Source organism: Acidovorax sp. Leaf78, assembly GCF_001422735.1.
Taxonomy (GTDB): Bacteria; Pseudomonadota; Gammaproteobacteria; order Burkholderiales; family Burkholderiaceae_C; genus Acidovorax.
In genome coordinates this window covers 308,922-334,131 of record NZ_LMLZ01000012.1, presented here as the reverse complement: position 1 = coordinate 334,131, position 25,210 = coordinate 308,922, and the positions used below count along the sequence as shown (strand labels likewise).

The following is a 25,210-nucleotide window of genomic DNA, read 5'->3' as shown; positions in this document are numbered from 1 at the left end:
TGAAAGGTGCCTCAGGCACCAGGGCCGGACAGCAGAGCCAGCATGCCGGCTTCGTCCAGCACCGGCACGCCCAGCTCTTCGGCCTTGGCCAGCTTGCTACCCGCCTCTTCGCCGGCAACGACGTAGCTGGTCTTCTTGCTGACGGAGCCCGATACCTTGGCGCCAGCGGCCTCCAGCATGTCCTTGGCGGCATCGCGGCTGAGCGTCGGCAATGTGCCGGTGAGCACGATGGTCTTGCCCGCGAGTGTCTGCGGCGCCTTCTCGGCGCGGGCGGCTTCAGACCATGTCACGCCGCAGGCGCGCAGCTGCTCGACCACCTCGCGGTTGTGCGGCTGCTGAAAGAAGGTGTGCACGCTCTGCGCGACGATGGGGCCCACGTCGGGCACCTCCAGCAATTGCTCCACGGTGGCAGCGGTCTCTTGCGTTGCGCCCATCAGCGCGTCCAGCGTGCCGAAATGCTTGGCCAGGTCCTTGGCGGTGGATTCGCCCACCTGGCGGATGCCCAGGCCGAACAGAAAGCGCGGCAGCGTGGTCTGCTTGGACTTTTCGAGCGCGGCCAGCACGTTCTGTGCGGACTTCTCGGCCATGCGCTCCAGCGCCACCAGGGACGACAGGCCCAGGCGGTACAGGTCGGGCAGCGTGCGGATGACATTGGACTCGACCAACTGGTCCACCAGCTTGTCGCCCAGGCCCTCGATGTCCATTGCACGGCGGGCGGCGAAGTGCAGGATGGCTTCCTTGCGCTGCGCGGCGCAGAACAGGCCGCCGATGCAGCGGTGGTTAGCCTCGCCCTTCACCCGCACCACATCGCTGCCGCACACTGGGCAGGTCTTGGGCATGTGGAAGTTGGCGACATAGCCGACCCTGTTGCCCGGCATCACGCCCACCACTTCGGGGATCACGTCGCCGGCGCGCCGCACGATGACCGTGTCGCCCACGCGCACGCCCTTCTTGCGGATCTCGAACAGGTTGTGCAGCGTGGCATTGGTGACGGTAACACCGCCCACGAACACCGGCGCCAGCCGCGCCACCGGCGTGATCTTGCCGGTGCGGCCCACCTGCACGTCGATGCCTTCCACCTTGGTGGCCATCTCTTGCGCAGGGTATTTATGGGCCACCGCCCAGCGTGGCTCGCGGGTCTTGAAGCCCAGGTCGCGCTGCAGCTGCAGTGCGTTGACCTTGTAGACCACGCCGTCGATGTCGTAGGGCAAGGCGTCACGGCCGGCGCCGACCTGCTGGTGGTACGCTACCAATTCTGTAGCGCCTGTCGCAATCTGGACCTGCGCTGCGACCGGAAAACCCCAGGATTTGAGCGTCTGCAGCAGCTCGAAATGCGTGCGGAACACCGGCCCGCCCTCCGCGGCTGGCGTGATGGCGCCCAGGCCATAGGCAAAAAAGCTCAAGGGGCGCTGCAGCGTGATGTTCGAATCCAGCTGCCGCACCGCACCCGCCGCCGCATTGCGCGGGTTCACAAACGTCTTGCCTCCCTGCTCGCGCTGGCGCTCATTGAGCGCGTCGAAGTCGGCGCGGCGCATGTAGACCTCGCCGCGCACCTCCAGCAGAGGCGGCACACCGTCGGGCAGGGTCAGCGGGATCTGGCGGATGGTGCGGATGTTGTGGGTCACGTCCTCGCCCACCTCGCCATCGCCGCGTGTCGCGGCCTGTACCAAGCGGCCGTTTTCGTAGCGCAGGCTCATGGCCAGGCCGTCGAACTTGGGCTCGGCCACGTATTCGATGGCCGGGTCCGATTCGGCCAGGCCCAGCTCGCGCCGCACGCGGGCATCGAACGCCTGGGCGCCCGTGGCCTCGGTGTCGGTTTCGGTGTGGATGCTCAGCATCGGTACCACATGAACCACTTTCGGCAAGGTCACCAGAACCTGCCCACTTACGCGCTGTGTTGGAGAATCGGGAGAAATCGCTTCAGGGTAGCGAGCCTCTAGTTCCTCAAGTTCTCGGTACAGAAAATCGTACTCGGCGTCTGAAACTACAGGCGAATCTAAAAGGTAATACTGAGTCGAGTATTCACGCAACAAGTGCCGAAGAACTTCAATGCGCTTCGCTGCTCTCGTCGCATCCTCGGACTGCTCGGGATCGCCAAACAGATCAGTGTTTTCTGTCATCGCCAACCGCCGAGTCAACTAAATAACCTGCGCGCCAGCACCGACCCTGCCGACAGGTCGCGCCCGTCGAGCTGGTCATACAGCAGCTCCAGGTCGGCCGTGATCGGGTCCATGGCCATGGCGGGCAGCGGGTGGCCGTTCTGGTCGCACAGGACGCCGTCCATGGCGTCGCACAGGGCCTTGGCCACGTCGCGCAGGCGGGCAAAGGGTTGCTCGGACCGGTGCACCTGGGCCACATCCAGGCTCAGGGTGATGTCGCGGATGGCGGATTGGTCCGGGTCGTCCGCCAGTGCGGCGGCGGTGTCGAAGCCCAGGGTGAGCAGCGGCGGCAGGCCTGCGGCGCTGGTGGCGGGCAGCACCAGGCGGCCCGGCATGGCACCGGCCACAAAGCCCAGGCGGCCGGCGTTCTGTTGTATGTAGCCAGGGCTCCAGGCGGCCTGGCGTGCGCGCAGCATGAAGGCCAGTTGCGCATCGTGGTCGCTGGCGAACTGGTCCAGCTCGCGGGCGCGGGCCACCTCTTGCAGCATGTCTGGAAAGTCGGGCGCGGCATTGATGGCATCGGCAAACGCCTGCACCTTGACGACGAATTCCGAGAATTCGATCTCGTTGAGCGCACCCATGCGGTTGGCCAGTTGGACACCGGCCTGAAAGGACTGGTAGCGCTGGCCGGGAGCGGGCGTTTCCCACTGCTGGGTGGCTTCGTTCAGGCCTTCGATGGCGAACGGCTTGCTGCCGGCGCGGCGCGTGGGCGGCAGCGCGCTCAGGGCGGCATCGCCCGACACCACGTGCTCGGGCTGCAGCGGCGCGATCACGTCGATGAGCGGGTCGAGCCCGGGACGGCGCTCCACCGAGAAAGACGGCACGGGCATCTGCAGCGCTTCGGTCGGGTCCACCGCGTGTTCCGACAGTGGGTCGGTGCCGCGGTCGAGCGCCTGCAACTCGCCGGGCGTCAGCTCCACCCCGCCGCCGCCGTCAAAACCGGGATCCTGCCGCAACGCGGGCTCGGCCAGCCGGTCGGACGCGGCCCCGCTGCCCGCCGTGCCACGCTCGGCCTCCTGGGGCACCGCGCGCTTGGGGGCATTGCGGCGCGATGTCCAGGTGTTGTAGGCCACGATACCGGCAAGCAGCAGGCCACCGATGATCGCCAGACTGAGTTGAAGTGTGCTCATAAAAAGATGGTTCTAGCTATCCCGTTGCCCGGTGTGCACCACAGAGTTGCGCGATTGGCGCGGCACGCCAGCGCGCAGCATAGATTTGCCAGCGCCGGACTGCCGTAGGTCGCGCTCCCACACTGGGGCAGGCGCACAGCGACATGGGGGCAGCAGCTCATGCTTCAGCCATCGACAGTGCGCTTTCCATGTCCACCGCCACAATGCGCGAGACGCCCTGCTCCTGCATGGTCACGCCGATGAGCTGCTCGGCCATCTCCATCGCGATCTTGTTGTGGCTGATGAACAGGAACTGCGTGCCCTTGGACATGCTGGACACCAGCTTGGCGTAGCGCTCGGTGTTGGCGTCATCGAGCGGCGCGTCCACCTCGTCCAGCAGGCAGAACGGCGCAGGGTTGAGCTGAAAGATCGCGAACACCAGCGCGATGGCCGTGAGGGCCTTTTCGCCGCCGGACAGCAAGTGGATGGTCTGGTTCTTCTTGCCGGGAGGCTGCGCCATCACCTGCACGCCGGAGTCCAGGATCTCGTCGCCGGTGATGATGAGCTTGGCCTGCCCGCCGCCAAACAGCTCGGGGAACATGCGCCCGAAATGGCCGTTCACCGTCTCGAAGGTGCCCGACAGCAGCTGGCGCGTTTCGCCGTCGATCTTGCGGATCGCGTCTTCCAGCGTGTTCATGGCTTCGGTCAGGTCGGCGGTTTGCGCATCGAGGAAGATCTTGCGCTCGCTGGCGAGCTTGAGCTCGTCCAGCGCGGCCAGGTTGACCGCACCCAACGCGGTGATCTCGCGGTGCAGGCGGTCGATCTCGCTCTGCAGGCCGGTCACGCGCACATTGCCGTCCGCAATCGACTGGGCGATGGCGTCGAGGTCGGCCTGCGCATCGGCCAGCAGCGTGGTGTACTGCTCCAGGCCCAGGCGCGCGGCCTGTTCCTTGAGCTGGAATTCGGTGATGCGGGCGCGCAGCGGGTCCAGGGCCCGTTCCAGCTGCATGCGGCGCTCGTCGCTGCTGCGCAGCTTGGTGGTGAGGTCGTCGTATTCGCTGCGCTGAGCGCCCAGGGCCTTTTCGCGCTCCATCTTCACGTCCAGGGCCTGCTGCAGCCCGCCCTGCGCGGCGGCGTCGGACAGGCGGGCCAGTTCGTCACGCGCGCGCTGTTGCTCGTCGGCCAACGCGGTCGCTTGCTGGGTGGCGGTTTCGATGGATCGGTTCAGCTCGCCGCGGCGCGCCTCCAAGCTGCGCTGGGAGAACGTGGCCTCTTGCGCCTGGCGCTCCAGCGCGCGCTGCTGCTCGCGGCAGGCGGCCAGCTTGCGCTCGGCCTCGATCACGCTGTCGCCCAGCTGGGCTTCGCGCTCCTGGCTGTGGGCCAGCTGCATGTCCAGCTCTTCAAAGCGGGCTTCGGCCGCCACGCGGCGTTCCTGCAGGTCGGCCAGTTGGGCCTCGACCTCGGCCAGGTCGGTGTCGATCTGCTGGCTGCGGGCGCGGGTCTGTTCGGCCAGTTGGGTGAGGCGCATGGTTTCCACCTGCAGCTCGTGCGCGCGGCCCTGGGTCTCGGTGGCCTCGCGGCGGGCGGCAACCAGGCGCTGCGAGGCGTCGGCATACGCGGCCTCGGCACGGACCAGCGCACTGCGTGACTCGTCGGCGATCAGGGCCTGGGCGCGCAGTTCCTTGTCCAGGTGTTCGATCTCCTGCGCGCGGGCCAGCAGGCCGGACTGCTCGGAGTCCTGCGCATAGAAGCTCACGCTGTGGGCACTGACCGAATGGCCGGTGGGCACGAAGACAACCTCGCCCGGCTGCAGACTGGCGCGGAGGTTCAGGGCCTCGTCCAGCGTGGGGGCGGTGGTGCAGCCTTGCAGCCAGTCGGTCAGCACGGCACGCAGGCCGGCATCGTTCAGACGCAGCAGGTCCGACAGGCGGGGGTTCTGCGAGGGTGCGTCGGGCTGGCCGGCAGCCGGCGCGCTGTAGAACGCCAGCCGTGCGGGCGGTGCGTCGGTGCCGCCCGATCCGAGAAAGCCGCGCACCATGTCCAGCCGCCCGACTTCGAGCGCGCCCAGGCGCTCGCGCAGCGCGGCTTCCAGCGCGTTTTCCCAGCCCTTTTCGATGTGGATGCGGCTCCACAGGCCCTGCAAACCGTCCAGGCCGTGCTTGGCCAGCCAGGGGCGCAGCTTGCCGTCGGTCTTGACCTTTTCCTGCAGCGCCTTCAGGGCCTCCATGCGGGCCGACAGGTCGGCCTGGCGGGCGCTTTCGGTATTGACGGCCTGCTGGCGCGTGCGGCGGTCGTCGTCGAGCTGGGGCACGGACTCCTGCAGCTCGTGCAGGCGGGCCTCGGTGGTTTCGGCAATCTCCTGGGCTTCTTCGAGTTGCTCGCGCAGGTTGGTCAGGCGCGCTTCGTCAGGGGCGGCCAGTGCGTTGCGGTCGGTACGCAGCCGCTCGAAACGGCCATCGAGCTGGCGGCTTTGCTCGTCGATGCTGCGCTGCTCGGCGGCCAGCACGCCGATCTGCTGCTGCACCTGCACCACGCTGCCGCGCTGCTCGCTGGCACGGCTCTGGGCCTGGCGAAGGGCGTCTTCCAGGTCGGGCATCTGCATGGCCTGCTCTTCGACCTGCGCGGCCAGCATCTCGGCGCGCTCTTCGGCATCCACACCGGCACCGGCCAGATTCTCCAGTTCGATGTCGGCTTCTTCCTTGCGGGCCTGCCACTGTGCGATCTGCTCGGCCAGGGTGACGAGGCGCTGCTCCACGCGCTGGCGGCCTTCGACCACGTAGCGGATCTCGGCTTCGAGCTTGCCGACTTCGGCCGTGGCTTCATACAGCCGGCCCTGGGCCTGGTTGACCTGGTCGCCGGCCGCGTAGTGGGCCTGGCGGATGGTTTCGAGGTCGGACTCCACCGCGCGCAGGTCGGCCATGCGCGACTCGAGGTCGTTCACGGCCTGCAGGCCGTCCAGGCGCACCTTGGTCTGATCGGCTTCGGCGTCGGCGCGCTTCAGGAACCACAGTTGGTGCTGCTTGAGCGTGGCGTCGGAGTTCAGCGCGTTGTACTTGGCGGCCACTTCGGCCTGCTTTTCCAGCTTTTCGAGGTTGGCGTTCAGCTCGCGCAGGATGTCTTCGACCCGCGTGAGGTTCTCGCGCGTGTCCGACAGGCGGTTTTCGGTCTCGCGGCGGCGCTCCTTGTACTTGGAGACGCCCGCGGCCTCTTCGAGGAACAGGCGCAGCTCTTCGGGGCGCGATTCGATGATGCGGCTGATGGTGCCCTGGCCGATGATGGCGTAGGCGCGGGGCCCCAGGCCCGTTCCCAGGAACACGTCCTGCACGTCGCGGCGGCGCACGGGCTGGTTGTTCAGGTAGTAGCTGCTGGTGCCGTCGCGCGTGAGCACGCGGCGCACCGCCACTTCGCCGTACTGGCCCCACTGGCCGCCGGCGCGGTGGTCGGAGTTGTCGAACACCAGCTCCACGCTGGCGCGGCTGGCCTGCTTGCGGGTGGTGGTGCCGCTGAAGATCACGTCCTGCATGGACTCGCCGCGCAGCTCGCTCGCCTTGCTCTCGCCCAGCACCCAGCGCACCGCGTCCATGATGTTGGACTTGCCGCAGCCGTTCGGACCCACCACGCCCACCAGTTGGCCGGGCAGCATGAAGTTGGTGGGTTCAGCGAACGACTTGAAACCGGAAAGCTTGATGGAGGTAAGACGCACGGGTCAAGGGGCAGGCAATGAGGGGCGGGACTTCAGTGGCAAAAAGTGGTGCCGCAGGGGCGTTCCAGGCAAGGAGCGCACAGGCTGCGGCAAGGCCGGAATGATACCGCGCCGCCTGGGGGCGTCTCCCATGGTCGGCCGTTGGCAAGGCTGCACAGGTGCCCGGCCGGCCAATATTTGGCAAAAACAGCCTCTACCGCTTGATGGGCAAGCGCCAGCCGCTATCAATTTTGATTATCGCGGCGCCGGATCACTGCCCGGAATGCCGGCTGGCGCCAGCGGGCCATCAGGGCAGCACGCACACCTGGTTGCGCCCATCGGCCTTGGCTTGCAGCAGCGCCTGGTCGGCGCGCGCCACCGCCTCGGACAGGTGCTGCAGGCACGGTATCTCGCACACGCCAATGGACACCGACAGCGGCACCGGGTCGGTGAGGGCCGCCACGCTTTTGCGCAACTTCTCGGCCACGATGAGGGCGTCCTGCAGCGGCGTCTGCGGCAGGCACACCATGAACTCCTCCCCGCCCCAGCGCACCACCTCGTCGCCGCGGCGCAGGGCTTCCTGCAGCGTGCGGGCCACGGCCTGCAGGGCCTTGTCGCCCACGGAATGGCCGTGCTGGTCGTTGATGTTCTTGAAGCGGTCCAGGTCCAGCATCAGCAGCGAGGACGCCGGCTCGAACAGCGAGGTGCGGTACACGCGCCGGTCAATCAGGTCGAGGGCGTGGCGGTTGAGCAGGCCCGTGAGCGCATCGTGGTAGGCCGCGCGCTGCAGCTCGCTGCGCTCGGACGCCACGGTCATCAGCGATCCGAACAGCTCGGCCAGGGTGGCGAACAGGCTCACGCCCACTTCATCGAAGTAGCCGCCGCGGTCGGCGTACAGCACGAAAATGCCGCTGTAGCCGTTGAACGCAGAGCGGATGGGCAGCGCCACCACGTGGTGGATGCCGTGCTGGCGTGCCGCGTCGCGCCACGGGCCGAACAGCGAGAACTGCGACACCGTGAAAGGCTCGGCCGGTGCGCCGCTGTCCAGCGCCGAGAACGCCGGGCCGATGCGGGTGAGCAGATTGCGCTCGATGCACAGCGACTCGGCGTAGGCAGACGCCGGGCCGGCGAACACCTGCGGGCGGATGGTCTGCGTGTCGGACGGGCCGAACCAGGTCCAGGCCAGGCGGATGTGGGGCGTGATCTCCACGATGGCCTGGCAGATGCCGCGGATGATCTCCAGCTCGCCGCGGCCCAGGATCAGCTGTGCCGAGCGCTTGAGCAGCATCTCGGCGATGGCGGACTTTTCGCGCTGGGCGTCGAACGCGCCTCCCGGCGCGGGAGGCGCGGTGGATGTGGCGGACGAGGCAGCAGGCTTTTTCTTCAGCAGGAACATGGTCTGCGGATGTCTTCCTTGGCGGGCGGCTGCAGGGCTGCCGGGCGGGTGGCCCGGTCACGCAAGCTGCGATCCGGGGGCATTGGTAGTGCGCACCAGCGCTTCGAATTCGGCCGCCGGCACCGGCGGACTGAACAGGTAGCCCTGCCAGGCGTGGCATTGGTGGCGCTCCAGGAATTCGCGCTGGGCTTCCGTCTCCACCCCCTCGGCAATTACGCGCAATCCCAGGCTGGTACCCAGGGCGACCACGGTGCGCGCAATGGCGGCATCGTTGGGGTCGGTGAGCACATCGCGTACAAAACTCTGGTCGATCTTGAGCTGGTCCAGCGGCAACCGCTTGAGGTAGGCGAGCGAAGAATACCCGGTGCCGAAATCATCCAGCGAGAAACCCAGCCCATAACCCTTGAGTTGCCCCATCTTCTCGATGGTGTCTTCCACATCCTGCAGCAGCAGGCCTTCGGTCATCTCCAGCTTGAGCTGGTGGCCCGGCGCGCCCGAGCTGGCCAGCGCTGCGAGCACCTGCGCCACGAAGTCGCACTGGTGGAACTGGCGCGGGCTCACGTTCACCGCCAGGCTCAGCGCGGCCAGCTCGGGGTGCGCGGCCCAGGAAGCCAGGCGCTGGCAGGCGGCTTTGAGCACCCATTCGCCCAGCGGCAGGATAAGCCCCGTCTCTTCGGCCAGGGGGATGAAGTGCGCGGGCGAGACAAAACCGTCGCGCGGGTGGCGCCAGCGCAGCAGCGCCTCGGCCCCGGTGATGCGGCCCCGGTCGATCTGCGGCTGGTAGTACAGCTCGAACTGGCCCAGCGCCAGGCCGATGCGCATGTCGCGCTCCAGCGTGGCGCGGGCGCTCACGGCGGCCTGCATCTTGGGGTCGTAGTAGCGCAGCGTGTCGCGGCCGGCGCTCTTGGCCTGGTACAGCGCCAGGTCCGCGCGCTTGAGGAGTTCGTCCACCGTCTCGCGCGTGCCGCTGAAGACGGTCACGCCCATGCTCAGCGAGCTGTGGTGCGCGGTGCCGTGCAGCATGTAGGGCGCACGCAGCGCGGCCAGGATGCGCTGGCCTACCTCTTCACTGCGCGCGGCGGCTTCCTCGGGGTTGTCGCCCAGGTCTTCCAGCACCACCACGAACTCGTCGCCGCCCTGGCGGGCCACGGTGTCGTCCTCGTGCACGCATTCGCGCAGGCGCTGCGCCACCTGCAGCAGCAGGTGGTCCCCGCTGTCGTGGCCGCGGGTTTCGTTCAGCGTCTTGAAGTTGTCCAGGTCCAGCAGCAGCAACGCGCCGCTGCGGTGGTGCCGCGTGCTGGCGGCCAGCGCCTGCTGCAGCCGGTCCATGAGCAGGCGGCGGTTGGGCAGGCTGGTGAGCGGGTCGTAGTAGGCCAGGTTGTTGATTTCTTCCTCGGCCGCCTTGCGCTGGCTCAGGTCCTGCATGGTGACCAGGTGTCCACCCTCCACCTGCACGCCCGAGACTTCGACCGGGCGCTTGGTGCCGTCGCGGCAGGTGATGAGGTATTCGGCACCCGGAATGACGCCATCCACCCCGGCCGCGCGCTTGACCGCCGCGCGCCAGCTGTCCCGCACGCCTTCGCGCTCGGCCACGTTGGGGAAGGCGCGCTGCCACCAGAGGTCCACATCGGGCACCTCGGCCTCGGTGTACCCGCAGATTTCCACATACCGCTGGTTGCGAAAGCCGATGCGCCCGTCCGGATGGACAAGGCACAGACCCATGGGCAGGCGCTCCAGGATGCCGCGCAACCGGTGCTCGTTGGTGCGCAGCGTGTCTTCCATGAGCTTGCGCGAGGTGATGTCCTGCACCACGGCGATGTGGTTGTCGGGGGTGGCACCCGGCGACACGGTGAGGTCCGTCCAGACCACGCGGCCCTCTTTGTGCAGGTAGCGCTTTTCCAGCCGGTATTCCGGGATCTCTCCGGCCTTGAGCCGTTCGAGCTGCTGCACATCCGCCGCCAGGTCGCCCGGATGGGTGATGGATTGGAAGCTCATGGTGAGCATCTCGCCGGGCGTGTAGCCCACGATGTCCGCATAGCGCTGGTTCACGCGCAGGAACCGCCCCGTGGTGCTGTCCAGCATGGCCACGCCCACGCTGGCCTGGTTGAACAGCGCGCGAAAGCGCTCATCGCTTTCGCGCCGCGCATCGTCGGACGCCTGAGCGCGCACCAGCGCCATAGTGCGCTGGCGCACCAGCAGCCCCACGGTGGAGGCCAACAGCAGCGATACCAGCACCCCGCCGGCCCCCGCCAGGATGGGCAACCGGGCCTCGGACGCCGACAGGAACGAGCGCGCTGGCCGGAACGTGAGCCGCCAGCGGCGGTCGTGCACCAGCAAGTCGCGCACGAAGGGCTGCGAATCCGGCAGCGCCGCAGACGACTGCGTGAGCAGCGTGCGCACCGTGGCATCGGTAGAGCCCGCACGCACCGACCCGTGGTCGGCCATCGCAATGGAGATGCCATTGAGCAAGCCCTGGCTGCCCAGCGCCTGCACCAGGTCGTACACCCGGATGGTGGAGGCCACCGCGCCCACGAAGCGTGGCTCGGGCGTGCCGGCGGTGTAGTCGAACACCGGCACGCGGATCACGAAGCCTGGGCGGTGCGTTTCTTCCTGCAGCAGATCGAACGGCGCGGACGCCACGGTGTGCCCGCTGTCGCGGCTGTACTGCATGGCCGCCAGGTTGGTGGGCTGCGCGCTGATGTCGAGGCCCAGCACGCTCTCGTTGCCGGACATGGGCCAGAGGTACTCGGCCACGAAGTACTCGGCCCGCTCCCCCGGCGGGCGGATGGCGAAGTCGGGGTAGCCGTTGGCGGAGATGGACCGGTCGGCGCGCACCCGGGCCTCGTAGGCGGCGCGCTCGGAGCCCGGCACCCAGCGGGTGAACGACAGGTTGCGCACGCCGGCGTAGCGCTGGCCCACCTCCAGGTCGCTGGCGGCGCGCTCGAACTCGGCGCGCGTGAGGTGGGGGTTGGCAGTGAACAGCCCGCGCAGGCCGTTGACGACCTCGGTGTGCCCCTCGATGCGCTGGCCCAGCGCATCGGCGAACGACCGGGCCTCCTGCACGAACCGCGCCTGCCCGACCTGGGCCACGGCCTGGGACTGCTGCCAGGCCAGCCACAGGCTCAGCGCGATACCGAGCGTGGCCACACCTATCCCGGGCAACCAATGCCGGTAGCTACCTGAATAGGTGAAGGAGGACATGGTTTGCGGGCTGGGCAGGCGTGTTCGACGAGGGCTTCGCGGTGGCCGGATCGGAGGCTGGGACCTGTGGTAACAGCGCAGGATAGCTGCAATCTCACGGGCTTTTGGAGCCCGGAAAGTGATAACAACTGGTTACCGCCCATTATTGAGACAAAAGAGCGTCCACCGCAATACGGTCATGCGCAAGGCGCTATGAATTCATGAGCAAACTGCATAGACGCCGCACCAATGCATCGTCAGCCCAAGGGTCTACCCTGCCCCCGCGGTGGCAGCCACCGGGTAGGGCGCGAACCGGCTGCGGTTCTCGTTCACATCCAGCGCCCGGCCGATGGGCGGAAAGGCGCGCTGCGGGCAGGCCGGCCGCTCGCAGACCTTGCAGCCCATGCCGATGGGGACGGCCGCGTCGGGGTTGGCCAGGTCGAGCCCTTGCGAATAGACCAGCTGCGGCGCGTGCCGCACATCGCAGCCCAGCGCCACGGAAAACTCCTTGCCCGGCAAGCCCCACCCCATGCCGCCGCGCGACACGGTGCGCGCCACCCACAGGTAGGCCCGCCCGTCGGGCATGCGGGCGATTTGCGGCACGATGCGGCCCGGCTGGGCGAACGCCTCGTACACGTTCCACAGCGGGCAGGTGCCGCCGATCTTGCTGAAGTGAAAGTGGGTGGCCGACTGGCGCTTGCTGATGTTGCCCGCCCGGTCCACCCGGATGAAGAAAAACGGCACACCCCGCGCGCCGGGCCGTTGCAGGGTGGACAGCCGATGGCACACCGTCTCGAAACCCACGCCGAACTCGTGGCCCAAGCGGTCGATGTCGTAGCGCACCGCCTCGGCCGCGCGCAAGAAGGCGGTGTAGGGCAACACCAGCGCCCCGGCGAAGTAGTTGGCCAGGCCGATGCGCGCCAGCGCCCGCGCCTGGTCGCTCGACAAGCCCGCCGCGTCCGCGAGCCGCGCCAGTGGCGGGCCCATTTCCAGAAACGCCAGCTGCGTTGCCATCTGGAAAGCGCGCTGCCCGGGCTCCAGCCCGGCCGCGAGTTGCAACACGCCGGAGCCGGGCTCGAACACCCGCTGGGCCTGGCCCGGCAGATCGATCGCGCTCACCACCCGCACCCCGTGGGCCTGCAGCAGCCGCTGGGCCAGCGCCTCGCCCGCGCGGCCCGGCTGCAGGGCCCATTCGGCGGAGCAACGCTCGGCCGCATCGTCCAGCTCTGCGATGTGGTTCTGGCGCGCGAAGAAGAAGTCGCGCACTTCTTCGTACGCCATGGGCAGGTGGCCGCCCGCCAGCGGCGGCGGCGCCGCCGCGCCGCGCTCGTCGCCCAGGCCCCACTGGGCGTTCTGGGCGCTCAGCGCCTCCAGCCGCTCCAGGGCCTGGCGGTGGCGCTGGTGCAGCGCCAGCAGCGTGCGGGCCACTGCCGGCATGCCGGCGGCCAGCTCGCGGATCTCGGCCAGCGACACGGCGTCGCCCGCGCCCTCGCCGCCCAGGCCCGCGGGCAGGTCGGACAGCACCTCGCGCAGGCCGGTGATCAGGCGCGCCTCGTCATCGTCCGAAAAGCGCTGCACATCCACGCCGAACACCGCGTTGATCTTGAGCAGCACCGGCACGGTGAGCGGCCGCTGGTTCTGTTCGAGCTGGTTGAGGTAGCTCGCCGACAGGTCCAGCGCGCGCGCCAGCGCCACCTGGGTCATGCCCCGCTCCTCGCGCAGGCGGCGCAGGCGCACGCCCATGAACGTCTTTTTCATCGATTGGCCTCGGCAACAAATAACTTCGCAAAATTTGCAATCTGCAGGGATTTCATTCGCAAACATTCGCCAATTCAGCCCTTCTGCAGGGCCGCTATTGTGCGTAGATTGCGAAGCATGACAACCCCCAACGGCACCCTGGAGCTCACGGAAATCATCTTTCCCGAGCACGCCAACCACTACGGCACCCTGTTCGGCGGGCATGCGCTGCTACTCATGTCCAAGGCGGCGTTTCTGGCTGCCCGCAGCGCGGCCGGCAGCAACGTGGTGATGGCCGGCGTGAGCGACGTGCGATTCGTGGCGCCCGTGGGCGTGGGCCATGTGCTCACCCTGCGCGCCTGGGCGACGCGGCTCGGGCGCAGCTCGCTCACCGTGTGCGTGGCCGGCTTCGCGCAGGCGCTGGGCTCGCCCGCCGAAGAGGTGCTCCAGGGGGTGTTCGAGATGGTGGCGGTGGATGCCAAGGGCCGCCCCGCACCCATCGCCCATGCCTATCTGGCACCACAGTGACACCCCAGGAGACCCCATGACCATGGAAACAACGACCCCTACCGCAGGCTTCAAGCCCAAGAAATCCGTCGCGCTGTCGGGCGTGACTGCCGGCAGCACTGCGCTGTGCACCGTGGGCCGCACGGGCAACGACCTGCACTACCGGGGCTATGACATCCTCGATATCGCCGACGTCTGCGAATTCGAAGAGATCGCCCACCTGCTGGTGCACGGCAAGCTGCCCACGCGCGCCGAGCTCAAGGCTTACAAAACCAAACTCAAGGCCCTGCGCGGCCTGCCGGCCAGCGTGAAGGACGCGCTGGAAAAGCTGCCTGCCAGCAGCCACCCGATGGATGTGATGCGCACCGGCGTCTCGGCCCTGGGCTGCGTGCTGCCCGAAAAGGACGACCACAACACGCCCGGCGCCAGGGACATCGCCGACCGGCTGCTCGCCTCGCTCGGCTCCATGCTGCTGTACTGGTACCACTGGAGCACCCAGGGCAAGCGCATCGACGTCGAGACGGACGACGACTCCATCGGCGCCCACTTCCTGCACCTGCTGCATGGCACCCGGCCCGGCGCGGCCTGGGAGCGCGCGATGCACACCTCGCTCAACCTGTATGCCGAGCACGAGTTCAACGCATCGACCTTCACCGCGCGCGTCGTGGCGGGCACGGGCAGCGATGTGTATTCGTGCATCACCGGCGCCATCGGAGCACTGCGCGGCCCCAAGCACGGCGGGGCCAACGAGGTAGCCTTCGAGATCCAGAAGCGCTACGACAGCCCGGACGAGGCAGAGGCCGACGTCCGCCGGCGCGTGCAGGCCAAGGAGGTCGTGATCGGCTTCGGCCACCCGGTCTACACCGTGAGCGACCCGCGCAATGGCGTCATCAAGGGCGTGGCGCGGTCCCTGTCCGAGGAGGCGGGCAGCACCAAGATGTTCGACATCGCCGAGCGGCTCGAGTCGGTGATGTGGGAGGCCAAGAGCATGTTCCCCAACCTCGACTGGTTCAGTGCGGTGAGCTACCACATGATGGGCGTGCCCACCGCCATGTTCACGCCGCTGTTCGTGATCGCGCGCACGAGCGGCTGGGCGGCGCACATCATCGAGCAGCGCCTGGACAACAAGATCATCCGCCCCAGTGCGCATTACACCGGGCCGGACAATCTGCCGTTTGTGCGGATCGAGGACCGTGTTTGACAGCCATGAGCGCTGCATCGTCTCCCTCTCCCTCTCCCTCTCCCTCTCCCGCGAGGGGAGAGGGGAATCGAAAGACAGTGACGAACTGACAGGTATTTGAAGCCGAGCGACACAACACCATGATGAACACCCGACATCGCCGGCCCTTGCCCGGCACCGCACTGGACTACTTCGACGCCCGCGCGGCCGTCGATGCCCTCACGCCCGGCGCGTGGGCCACCCTGCCCTACACATCGCGTGTGCACGCCGAGAACATCGTGCGCCGGGCTGACCCGGCCATCGTGGACGACTGCCTGCGCCAGCTGATCGGGCGCCGGCGCGAGCGCGACTTTCCGTGGTTTCCGGCGCGTGTGGTGTGCCATGACATCCTGGGCCAGACCGCGCTGGTGGACCTGGCGGGCCTGCGCGACGCCATCGCGGCCGCGGGTGGGGACCCCGCCCAGGTGAACCCCGTGGTGCCCGTGCAACTGGTCGTGGACCATTCGCTGGCCGTGGAATGCGGCGGGTCCTACCCCGGTGCATTCGCAAGAAACCGCGCCATCGAAGACCGCCGCAACGAAGACCGCTTTCACTTCATCGAGTGGACGAAAAAGGCCTTTTCCAATGTGCAGGTCATCCCCGCAGGGAACGGAATCATGCACCAGATCAACCTGGAGAAGATGTCGCCCGTGGTCCATGCCGACAACGGCGTGGCCTACCCCGACACCTGCGTGGGCACCGACAGCCACACGCCGCACATCGATGCGCTGGGCGTCGTTGCCATCGGCGTCGGCGGCCTGGAGGCCGAGAACGTGATGCTGGGCCGCGCGTCGTGGATGCGTCTGCCGGAGATCGTGGGCGTGCAGCTCACCGGCCAGCGCCAGAGCGGCATCACCGCCACCGACGTGGTACTGGCGCTGACCGAGTTCCTGCGCCGGTCCAAGGTGGTCGGCGCCTACCTGGAGTTCTACGGCGAGGGCGCCGCTAGGCTCACCATCGGCGACCGCGCGACCATCTCGAACATGGCGCCCGAGTACGGCGCGACCGCGGCCCTGTTCAGCATCGACGACCAGACGCTCGAGTACCTGACGCTCACGGGCCGCACGCCGGTCCAGGTCCGTCTGGTGGAGACCTATGCCAAGGCCGCAGGCCTGTGGTCCGACACGCTGAGCGATGCGGTGTACGAGCGCACGCTGAGTTTCGATCTGTCCAGCGTCGTGCGCAACATGGCGGGCCCGTCCAACCCGCACGCGCGCGTGGCCACCAGCGACCTGGCGGCCCGCGGCATCGCCCGCGCATGGCAGATGCCGGCGGCCCACGAAGGCACCCTGCCCGATGGCGCCGTGGTGATTGCCGCCATCACAAGCTGCACCAACACCTCCAACCCGCGCAATGTGATCGCGGCGGCGCTGCTGGCGCGCAACGCCCGCCGCTTGCGCCTGGCGCGCAAGCCCTGGGTGAAAACATCGCTCGCCCCCGGCTCCAAGGCCGTCGAGCTGTACCTGCAGGAAGCAGGCCTGCTGCAGGACCTGGAACACCTCGGCTTCGGCATCGTGGGTTTTGCCTGCACCACCTGCAACGGCATGTCGGGCGCGCTCGACCCCGCCATAAGGCAAGAGATCATCGACCGCCAGCTGTACGCGACCGCCGTGCTGTCGGGCAACCGCAACTTCGACGGCCGCATCCACCCGTACGCCAGCCAGGCCTTCCTGGCCTCGCCGCCGCTGGTGGTGGCCTATGCGATCGCGGGCACGGTGCGCTTCGACATCGAAAACGACGTGCTGGCGGTGGTGGACGGCCGGGAGATCCGCCTCCGAGACATCTGGCCGAGCGATGCAGAGATCGACGCCGTGGTGAAAGGCGCCGTCAAGCCCGCACAGTACCGCGCCGTCTACGAGCCCATGTTCGCGATCCGCGCCGACACTGGCGACGCGGTGAGCCCGCAGTACGGCTGGCGCCCGGAGTCCACCTACATTCGCCGCCCGCCCTACTGGGACACCGACGGCGTGGGGGCCCTGGCGGCCCAACCGCGCACGCGCCAGGGCATGCGCCCGCTGGCCATCCTGCCGGACAACATCACCACCGACCACCTCTCGCCGTCGAACGCCATCCTGCGGGACAGCGCAGCCGGCGAGTACCTGCACCGCATGGGCGTGCCCGAGGAAGATTTCAACTCCTACGCCACGCACCGCGGCGACCACCTGACGGCCATGCGGGCCACGTTTGCCAACCCCACGCTCCGAAACGAGATGGTGCGCAACCCCGACGGCAGCGTGCAGCCCGGGTCGCTGGCCCGGGTGGAGCCCGAAGGCCAGATCCTGCGCATGTGGGAGGCCATGGAGACCTACCTGAACCGCCGCCAGCCCTTGATCATCATCGCCGGCGCCGACTACGGCCAGGGCTCCTCGCGCGACTGGGCCGCCAAGGGCGTGCGCCTGGCGGGTGTGGAAGTGGTGGTGGCCGAGGGCTTCGAGCGCATCCACCGCACCAACCTGATCGGCATGGGGGTGCTGCCCGTGGAGTTCCAGCCCGGCACGAACCGGCTGACGCTGGGCCTGGATGGCACCGAGGTCTATGGCGTGGAGGGGCTGTGCACGGCGCGGGCTGACTTGACGCTGGTGGTGCGGCGCCGAAGCGGCGAGGTGCTGCGGGTGCCTGTGGCCTGCCGGCTGGACACGGCGGAGGAGGTGTCGGTGTATGAAGCGGGGGGCGTGCTGCAGAGGTTTGCGCAGGATTTTCTGGAGCGGGGTGGCGGTGGTGCCTCGGCCCCCTCTCCCCAACCCCTCTCCCGCGAGGGGAGAGGGGCTTCCCTGGATAAGCACGGCTGACGATCATTGGCTGGGCGCACTTCAATCATCCGAGAGAACATCCCGAACAACACCAGCGCCATGCACCCCTCCCCTCTCCCCTCGCGGGAGAGGGGCCGGGGGAGAGGGGGCCTCAGCGCAACCACCAACCCATTGGCAAAGCCCACACGCCCTCCCCGCAAACGTAGACCCTCCACCCCATGACACCCTCCTCACCCCAACTCAAAATCCCCGCCACCTACATGCGCGGCGGCACCAGCAAAGGCCTCTTCTTCCGCCTGGACGACCTGCCCGCCCCGGCCCGCCAGCCCGGCGCCGCCCGCGACGCCATCCTGCTGCGCGCTCTGGGCAGCCCGGACCCGTACGGCAAGCAGATCGACGGCCTGGGCAATGCGTCGTCCAGCACCAGCAAGGCCGTGATCCTGTCGCGCAGCCTGCGGCCCGGGCATGATGTGGACTACCTCTTCGGCCAGGTGTCCATCGACCAGCCGTTCGTGGACTGGAGCGGCAACTGTGGCAACCTCTCGGCCGCCGTGGGCCCCTGCGCCATCCACATGGGGTTGATCGATGCAGCGCGCATCCCGAGCAACGGTGCCTTGGACGTGCGCATCTGGCAGGCCAACATCGGCAAGACCATCGTGGCGCATGTGCCGATCGCGAACGGGCAGGTGCAGGAGACCGGGGACTTCGAGTTAGACGGCGTGACCTTTGCAGCGGCCGAAATACCACTCGAATTCATGGACCCCGCCGACGGTGCGGAAGGCGCGGGATCGATGTTCCCTACCGGCAACGTGGTGGACACGCTGGAGGTACCAGGTGTCGGCAGCTTCCCCGCCACGCTGATAGACGCGGGCATTCCCACCATTTTTCTCAATGCCCACAACCTGGGCTACGCCGGTACCGAGCTGCAGGACGCGATCAACGGCGACGCCGCGGCGCTCGCACGCTTCGAAGCCATCCGCGCCCACGGCACGCTGCGCATGGGCCTGGTCCGCGAACTGGAGGATGCCGCCACCCGCCAGCACACGCCCAAGATCGCGTTCGTGGCGCCGCCCGCGGCCTACACCGCCTCCAGCGGCAAGCGCATCGAAGCACACGACATCGATCTGCTGGTGCGTGCGCTCTCCATGGGCAAGCTGCACCACGCGATGATGGGGACCGCCGCGGTGGCCATCGGCACAGCCGCCGCCATCCCTGGCACGCTGGTCAACCTGGCAGCGGGCGGTGGGGCGCGCAACGCGGTCCGCTTCGGGCACCCCTCGGGCACGCTGCGCGTGGGCGCCGAGGCCACGCATCACGGTGGCCAATGGACGGTGACCAAAGCCTTGATGAGCCGCAGCGCCCGCATTCTCATGGAAGGGTGCATTCGCATCCCCGCCGACTGCTTCTGACACACCCTTATGAACACCAAACAACAACTCAAGGCCCTGGCCGAAGCCCGCCGGGGCGTCATCGTGCCAGGCGCGTTCAATGCCCTGTCCGCCCGTGTGGTGGCCGACCTGGGGTTCGAGGCGCTCTACGTCACTGGCGCAGGCGTCACCAACATGTGGTTCGGCCTGCCCGACCAGGCGTTCATGGGCCTCACCGACATCGCCGACCACACGGCACGCATCCGCGACGCGGTGGAGCTGCCGCTCATCGTCGATGCCGACACGGGCTTCGGCAACGCGCTCAACACGTACCACGCGGTGCGCACGCTGGAGCGCGCGGGTGCCGACTGCATCCAGCTGGAAGACCAGGTCTCGCCCAAGCGCTGCGGGCATTTCAACGGCAAGGAGGTGATCCCCACCGACGAGATGCTGGGCAAGATCAAGGCCGCCGTGGACGCGCGCCGCGACCCGGGCACCCTGATCATGGCGCGCACCGACGCCTGCGCCGCCCAGGGTTTCGAGGCGGCGGTCGAGCGCGCGCAGCGGTTTGGCGAGGCGGGGGCCGACATCCTGTTCGTGGAAGCCGTCACCACGGCCGACGAGATCCGCGCCCTGCCCCGGCGCCTGGCCGACCGGCCCCAGCTCATGAACATGGTGATCGGCGGCAAGACGCCCATCTTCAGCGCCGACGAGCTGGCGGGCCTGGGCTACGGGCTGGTGCTGTACGCCAACGCGGCATTGCAGGGCGCAGTGGCCGGCATGCAGAAGGTGCTGACCGTGCTGCGCGACGAGCGCCGTGTGGATGAGGACCCCGCGATGGTGGCGCCGTTTGCCGAACGCCAGCGGCTGGTGTGCAAGCCGCAGTGGGATGCGCTGGAGAAGAAGTACGAGTAAAAATGGGCGCTATCGCTTGTCCAACAATCGCAACCAGCTACATATTTAATAGCAAACCCTACCGTACCCTGCCGCTGCCTGCAAGCCCTCTCGCGCGGTGCCGCGATGCCGCGGTGCCGCTGTGGCGGCGCATGCCCGCAGTCTCTTGAATGCGCCAGCGCGCCACACCAAAGGCAGCGCTCGGCAACCCGCCCCGGTGACGGGAGCCGCGGGAGCCGTCACCGTCACCTTCACCTTCACCGCTCACCCATCGATTGCGACAACGTCTTGGTCAGGGGCTTGGTCAGGTAGCTCAACACCGTCCGCTCCATCGCCTTGATGTCGACGGAGGCCGTCATGCCCGGCCTGATCTTGACGTCGCTGCCCTTGGTGAACTCCTTGCCCCGGATGCGGATCTGCACCCGGTAGTAGGGCTCCATCTTGCCCTGGCGGTTTTCCTCCAGCGTGTCGGGGCTCACGTAGAAGACTTCGCCCTTCATGGTGCCGAAGATCGAGTAGTCGTACGCATCGAGCTTGACGCTCGCGACCTGCCCTATTTCCACGAAGGCGATGTCGGCGGTGTTGATCTTGGCCTCCAGGATCAAATCCCCGCCGGTGGGCACGATTTCCATGATGACGTCGCCGGGCTTGACCACGGCACCTGCGGTCGTCAACTGGATGCTCTTGACCTGGCCGCCCAGCGGAGCGAACAGTTCGGTGTGCTCCATCACCTGCTTGCGGTCGCGCACCTGCTCGACCTGTGTGTTCAGTTCCTCCTGGGCCTTGGTCATCTCCGCCTGCGAGTCCTGGAAGTACTTGTTCCGCTTGTTGGCGATCTGCGCCTGGATCTCGGCGACCATGCGCTTGAGCCGCAGCACGTCGGCCAGGCTCACGTCGCCGGTGGCCACCAGTTTCTGGTTCATGTCCAGTTCCTGTTTGGCCAAGTCCATCGCGCCGCGCAGCGAGGCCACATCCTCGTCGATCGCCTGCTTGCGCCGCTCGTACAGCGCACGCTGGTTGCGCACGAATTCGGGGTATGCCAGCAGCTCTGCATCGAACTTCAAGGGTTCCCCATAGACCTCGGCGCGCAGGCGCACCAAAGCTGAGCGAAGGGCTGCCACCTTGGACTGCGCGTCGTCCACCGCGGCTTCCGCCCGGGCCTTTTCCAGGGTCACCAGCAGTTGCCCCGCTTTCACATCGTCGCCCTCGCGCACGTGTAGGCGGGTTACCACGCCCGGGTCTACCGCCTGGATGACCTGCGTGCGGGCGCTGGCGATCACCTGGGCCTGTGCGCGCGTCACCTGGTCGATCTTGGAAACTGCGGCCCAGGTCACCAGAGCCACGATGCCGACCATCGCGACGCGCAGCGTCCAGCGGGACCGGCGCTGCGGTGCCAGCAGGTCTGCGATATCTGCGTGAGCATGGGCGTGTGCGTCAGCGGCACGCTGTCGTTGTGGTTGAGGTTGTGACACCGCCATGCCACGGGCGGGTGCCTGGGCGTCCATCATGGGTTCGATCTTCATGCGGTGACCACCTGCACACCTTGCGCGGCCGCGTTGGACGGCTGTACGGACACGGGCTCTGACGCCTTCTTCAAGCGCATCAGCACGGCATCCCGGGGCCCGTCCATCACGACCTTGTGGCCGGACACGACAACGATGCGGTCCACCAGCGGGAGCACGCTCGACTTGTGGGTGACCACGATCAGCGTTTTGCCCACACCCGCCTCCTCGCCCAGTACCGACAGGCAGCGCTTTTCCTGTGCCAGATCCATGTTGGCCGTGGGCTCGTCGAGCAGCAGCACGGTAGGCTGCGTCAACAGCAGGCGCGTGAAGGCCACCAGTTGCCGCTGCCCGCCCGACAGCCCTTTGCCCCCTTCGTGGATGGGCAGGTCCAGCCCACGCGGATGGCCCGCCACGAACTGGATCAGGCCGGACCGCTGCAAGGCCATCTGCATCGCGTCGTCGCCTGGGTCGGGCATGCCGATGAGCAGGTTTTCGCGCAAGGTGCCGTGGAACAAGCGGTGCTCCTGCTGCAGGTAGCCGATGTGCTGGCTGATGACCTGCTGGTTCACCTGGGCCATGTCCAGGCTGTCGACCAGCACCCGGCCCGACGTAGGCCGGTACAGGCCGGCCAGCAGCTTGAGCAGCGACGACTTGCCCGAGCCGATGGGCCCGATCACCGCTACCTTTTCGCCGGGCTGAATCGTCAGGCTCTTGATAGAGACGGCCGGGGCATTCTTGCCATAGGCAAACGCCACATCCTGCAGCACATAGTGGCCCTGCAGCTTTTGGGGCACCAAGGGACGCGGTACGCCATGGTTGTCAGCCTCCAGCGCGTAGAGCTTTTCAAGCGAACGGGTGGCCGCCTGCGCATGGGCATGCTGGACGATCAGGCCCGGCAGCGTCACCAGCGGCGCCATGATGCGGCCACCAATGATCGAGCAGGCGATCAACGCCCCCATCGTCATGCCCCCATTGATGATGACCCAGGAGCCGAGCATCACGATGCCGACGTAGCTGAACTGCTGGAGCGTGGCTGCGAAGTACCCCGCGCCCTCGCTCACATGGCGCATGTCCAGGTCTTGCCGGATGGTGTCGCTGTTGACTGCAATCCAGCGCGAGAGGAACTTCCAACTGCCCACACCCGCCTTGATGGTCTCGGCGCCTTCCACCACCTCGACCAGCAAGCCGGTCTTGCGGCTCGCGGCCGATAACCCCTGGCTGGCCAGAGCGTTCACGCGCCGGTGCCGGCTGACACCCACCACCAAGGCCATCAACCCGCACACCAAAGGCACCAGTGCCACCAGCGGGTGCCCGATGACCATCAGCACTGCCAGGAACAACAGCGCCATCGGAAAGTCCACCAGCGCAAACAGCGTGCTTCCGGTGTAGAACCCGCGCACTTGCTCGTACCCCCGTATCTGCCCTGCCAGGCTGCCGACCGAGCTGGGCAGCTGATCGATGCGTACGCTGAGCAAACGCTGGAAGATGTCCCGGGACAAACGGCTGTCCAGGCCGGCCGTGAGGGAATCCATGACGCGGGATCGCGCGAACTTCATCGCCGTCTCCAGCAAGATGGCCAGCAGCACGCCGATGCCAAGGATGATCAGGGTGTATTCGCTGCGGGTGGGAATGACCCGGTCGTAGACCTGCATCGAAAACAGCGAGATGGCCAGTGCCAGCAGGCCCATGAACACCGACGCCAGAGCGGCCTCCACCAGCACGCCCCGGTATGGGCGCAGCGCATTCTTGAGCACGGCCTCGAACGTGTCGGACTGCGCGGCGACGCCCCGCTGGCGCATCGCCACCATCGCGGAGTGGGTCAGCGCGGCCTCGTCCACGGGGCGGGTGCCATCGGCAAACTCGACCACCCACCGCTGCTGCGGGTCGCGGTCCACCACCACGCCCCATCCATCGCTTTTCGTTTTGCACAGCAGCGGCAGCATCACCCGGTCGGGGTGGTTCATCATCACGGGCGCGGACCAATCGAGGCTGGCGCACACAGCGGTCACGCCCGACATGGAACCCGGCCGTCCATGCCGTTCCACGGCGGCACGCAAGCGCATCATATTGATGCTGACGCCCTGTAACTGGGCCAGTCGTTCTAAAGCCCACGCCAGGGAATGCTCTATGGGGTTGTTATTCATGGAAAACGCACTTGGACCTTGCCGCACACGGCATCACACGCATCACGTGCATCACGGGAACCAAAAAAAACGAGCCTGTCGCGCACACACGGAACTCGTGGGCCATGTGGCAGACAGGTTGAAAAAGGAAAAGAATGACCAACGCGCGCAGTGCCGCCGAATCTGCAGGACAGACCGCACGATCACGGCGCACTCTGCTGCCAATCCAGATCGCCACGCACCACCTGCAGGCGGTAGTAGGCTGCCAGCAAGGCCGCGCGCGCGTCCACCAGCGCCAGGCGGTTGTCGCCCCCCTCGCGCACGGTGTTGAGAACTTCCTGCCAACTGCGCTTGCCCGCGATGAACAGCCTTTCGTTCGACACCAGCACGTCCGTGGAGGACCCGACGGCGGTCGCCAAGGCATCGGCGCGCATCTGCGCACTGGCCATGTTCTCCAGATCGGTGCGCATCTGTTCGTTGAGCTCGCGCTGCGCGGTCTCCGCCGCAAACAATTGCCCCTGCGCCCGCTCAGACGCAGCCCGACTGGTGGCCAGCGAGGACAAGCCCGCGCCGGGCTGGTATCGCACACCGACGAAGACGCTGCGCTCACCCGGCACCGCCGCACCACCGGCCCTGTATTGCGCCCTCAAATACACCTCGGGCCCGAGCCCGGCCCGCTGCACGTCGGCCTGGTACTGCACCACCCGTGCCCGCTCCCGCGCTTTGCGCACCGAGGGGTGCACGTCGATGGCATCGTCGATCTGCCGGCCCAGCGCATGCCGGGTTTCCGATGCGGTCGTCGCCAGCGCCGCCAGGGGTTGCTCTGCGTCCCATGCGGCATCGCTTTCGGGCTCGTGCCCGACCAGCTGGCGCAGGCGGTTGCGGGACAGCGTGCGCGCCGTGCGCGTCTGCTGCAGATCGACCCGTGCCTGAAACGTCCGCCATTCCAGCAACGTGAATTCGATCTGGGGCGACACCTGTGCGTCGACACGCCGGCGCATCATTGCCTTGTAGCGCTCGAGCTGGTCGATGGTCCGGCCCGTCTCTTTGATGCGCTCGTCGGCCTGCACCATCGCCACCCACGAGTCCACCACCTTGGTCGCCAGCTGGTACTGGACCTCTTTCTTCTGGGCCACCTGCAGCGCCTCCTGCGCCCGGGCCATATCCCGCTGCGCATCCAGGCGCCCGCCCGTCCAGAGCGGCTGCTCCAGGCTGAGCTGTGTGGACAGGCGTGGGGTGTTGGACGAGGTCTGGGCAGCCAACGTGGGGTAACGCTGCCAATCCGCGGCAGACACATCCTCCTTGGCCGCCCGCACGAAGGCAGACTCCATCCGTACCGAAGGATGCAGTTCCACTGTCTGCCGGATCAGGTTCAGCAACACCGGCGACATGGTGGGCTGCGCGAGCGCTACTCCCCCCATGTGAAGGCACAGGGCCAGGCCCACGCCCCTGCACCCACGCAGTGCGGCTCCGGCCACCAAGGCACTACTCTTTTTCAATCCGCACTCACTTGTTTGTTGATCTGCCAATTTGCTTGTGGGCTGGCTTGCGCCCATTCGCACCGGACGGGGCGCCAGGGAAT

The 25,210-nt window shown here is 67.6% G+C and carries 14 protein-coding genes; 5 read left to right on the top strand and 9 right to left on the bottom strand.

Features of this window, described 5'->3' with window-relative positions:
• Positions 1–11 precede the first annotated feature (11 nt).
• The 6 genes from ligA to ASF16_RS09850 form a co-directional block, all read right to left on the bottom strand.
• Entirely contained in the window at positions 12–2,120 is a 2,109-nt protein-coding gene (ligA, locus tag ASF16_RS09875) for an NAD-dependent DNA ligase LigA (protein WP_056165803.1), read from the bottom strand.
• Between the two features lie 14 nt (positions 2,121–2,134).
• Positions 2,135–3,289, bottom strand: coding sequence for a hypothetical protein (locus ASF16_RS09870; protein WP_056165800.1), 1,155 nt, complete (start codon positions 3,287–3,289; stop codon positions 2,135–2,137).
• Between the two features lie 157 nt (positions 3,290–3,446).
• Complete coding sequence (gene smc / locus ASF16_RS09865; protein WP_056165797.1) at positions 3,447–6,971, bottom strand: chromosome segregation protein SMC; 3,525 nt, start codon at positions 6,969–6,971, stop codon at positions 3,447–3,449.
• A 286-nt stretch (positions 6,972–7,257) separates the two neighbouring features.
• Positions 7,258–8,346, bottom strand: a complete 1,089-nt coding sequence (locus ASF16_RS09860) for a diguanylate cyclase (protein ID WP_056165794.1) — start codon at positions 8,344–8,346, stop codon at positions 7,258–7,260.
• A 57-nt stretch (positions 8,347–8,403) separates the two neighbouring features.
• On the bottom strand, positions 8,404–11,547 hold the full coding sequence (locus ASF16_RS09855; RefSeq protein WP_056165791.1) for an EAL domain-containing protein: 3,144 nt from the start codon (positions 11,545–11,547) through the stop codon (positions 8,404–8,406).
• 249 nt (positions 11,548–11,796) lie between these two features.
• Positions 11,797–13,284, bottom strand: coding sequence for a short-chain fatty acyl-CoA regulator family protein (locus ASF16_RS09850; RefSeq protein WP_056165788.1), 1,488 nt, complete (start codon positions 13,282–13,284; stop codon positions 11,797–11,799).
• A gap of 117 nt (positions 13,285–13,401) precedes the next feature.
• Here ASF16_RS09850 and ASF16_RS09845 point away from each other — a divergent pair, with 117 nt between their 5' ends.
• The 5 genes from ASF16_RS09845 to ASF16_RS09825 all read left to right on the top strand — a co-directional run bounded on the left by ASF16_RS09845 (position 13,402) and on the right by ASF16_RS09825 (position 20,021).
• A complete protein-coding gene (locus ASF16_RS09845) occupies positions 13,402–13,791 on the top strand; it encodes an acyl-CoA thioesterase (RefSeq protein WP_056165784.1) in 390 nt (129 codons plus the stop codon).
• A gap of 16 nt (positions 13,792–13,807) precedes the next feature.
• Positions 13,808–14,971, top strand: coding sequence for a 2-methylcitrate synthase (prpC, locus tag ASF16_RS09840; RefSeq protein WP_056165780.1), 1,164 nt, complete (start codon positions 13,808–13,810; stop codon positions 14,969–14,971).
• A 122-nt stretch (positions 14,972–15,093) separates the two neighbouring features.
• Positions 15,094–17,778, top strand: coding sequence for a Fe/S-dependent 2-methylisocitrate dehydratase AcnD (acnD, locus tag ASF16_RS09835; protein WP_082516859.1), 2,685 nt, complete (start codon positions 15,094–15,096; stop codon positions 17,776–17,778).
• A gap of 179 nt (positions 17,779–17,957) precedes the next feature.
• Positions 17,958–19,148: a 2-methylaconitate cis-trans isomerase PrpF gene (prpF, locus tag ASF16_RS09830; protein ID WP_056165777.1), complete on the top strand. Its 1,191-nt coding sequence runs from the start codon at positions 17,958–17,960 to the stop codon at positions 19,146–19,148.
• Positions 19,149–19,157: 9 nt separating this feature from the next.
• On the top strand, positions 19,158–20,021 hold the full coding sequence (locus ASF16_RS09825; RefSeq protein ID WP_056165774.1) for an oxaloacetate decarboxylase: 864 nt from the start codon (positions 19,158–19,160) through the stop codon (positions 20,019–20,021).
• Between the two features lie 236 nt (positions 20,022–20,257).
• Here the strand turns inward: ASF16_RS09825 and ASF16_RS09820 are convergent, their stop codons facing one another.
• The 3 genes from ASF16_RS09820 to ASF16_RS09810 all read right to left on the bottom strand — a co-directional run bounded on the left by ASF16_RS09820 (position 20,258) and on the right by ASF16_RS09810 (position 25,073).
• Positions 20,258–21,523, bottom strand: a complete 1,266-nt coding sequence (locus ASF16_RS09820) for an HlyD family efflux transporter periplasmic adaptor subunit (protein WP_235507317.1) — start codon at positions 21,521–21,523, stop codon at positions 20,258–20,260.
• Complete coding sequence (locus ASF16_RS09815; protein WP_235507316.1) at positions 21,520–23,523, bottom strand: ATP-binding cassette domain-containing protein; 2,004 nt, start codon at positions 23,521–23,523, stop codon at positions 21,520–21,522. Before ASF16_RS09815 ends, ASF16_RS09820 begins: the two co-directional genes overlap by 4 nt.
• 308 nt (positions 23,524–23,831) lie before the next feature.
• Positions 23,832–25,073, bottom strand: a complete 1,242-nt coding sequence (locus ASF16_RS09810; RefSeq protein WP_162241066.1) for a TolC family protein — start codon at positions 25,071–25,073, stop codon at positions 23,832–23,834.
• Between the last annotated feature and the right edge of the window lie 137 nt (positions 25,074–25,210).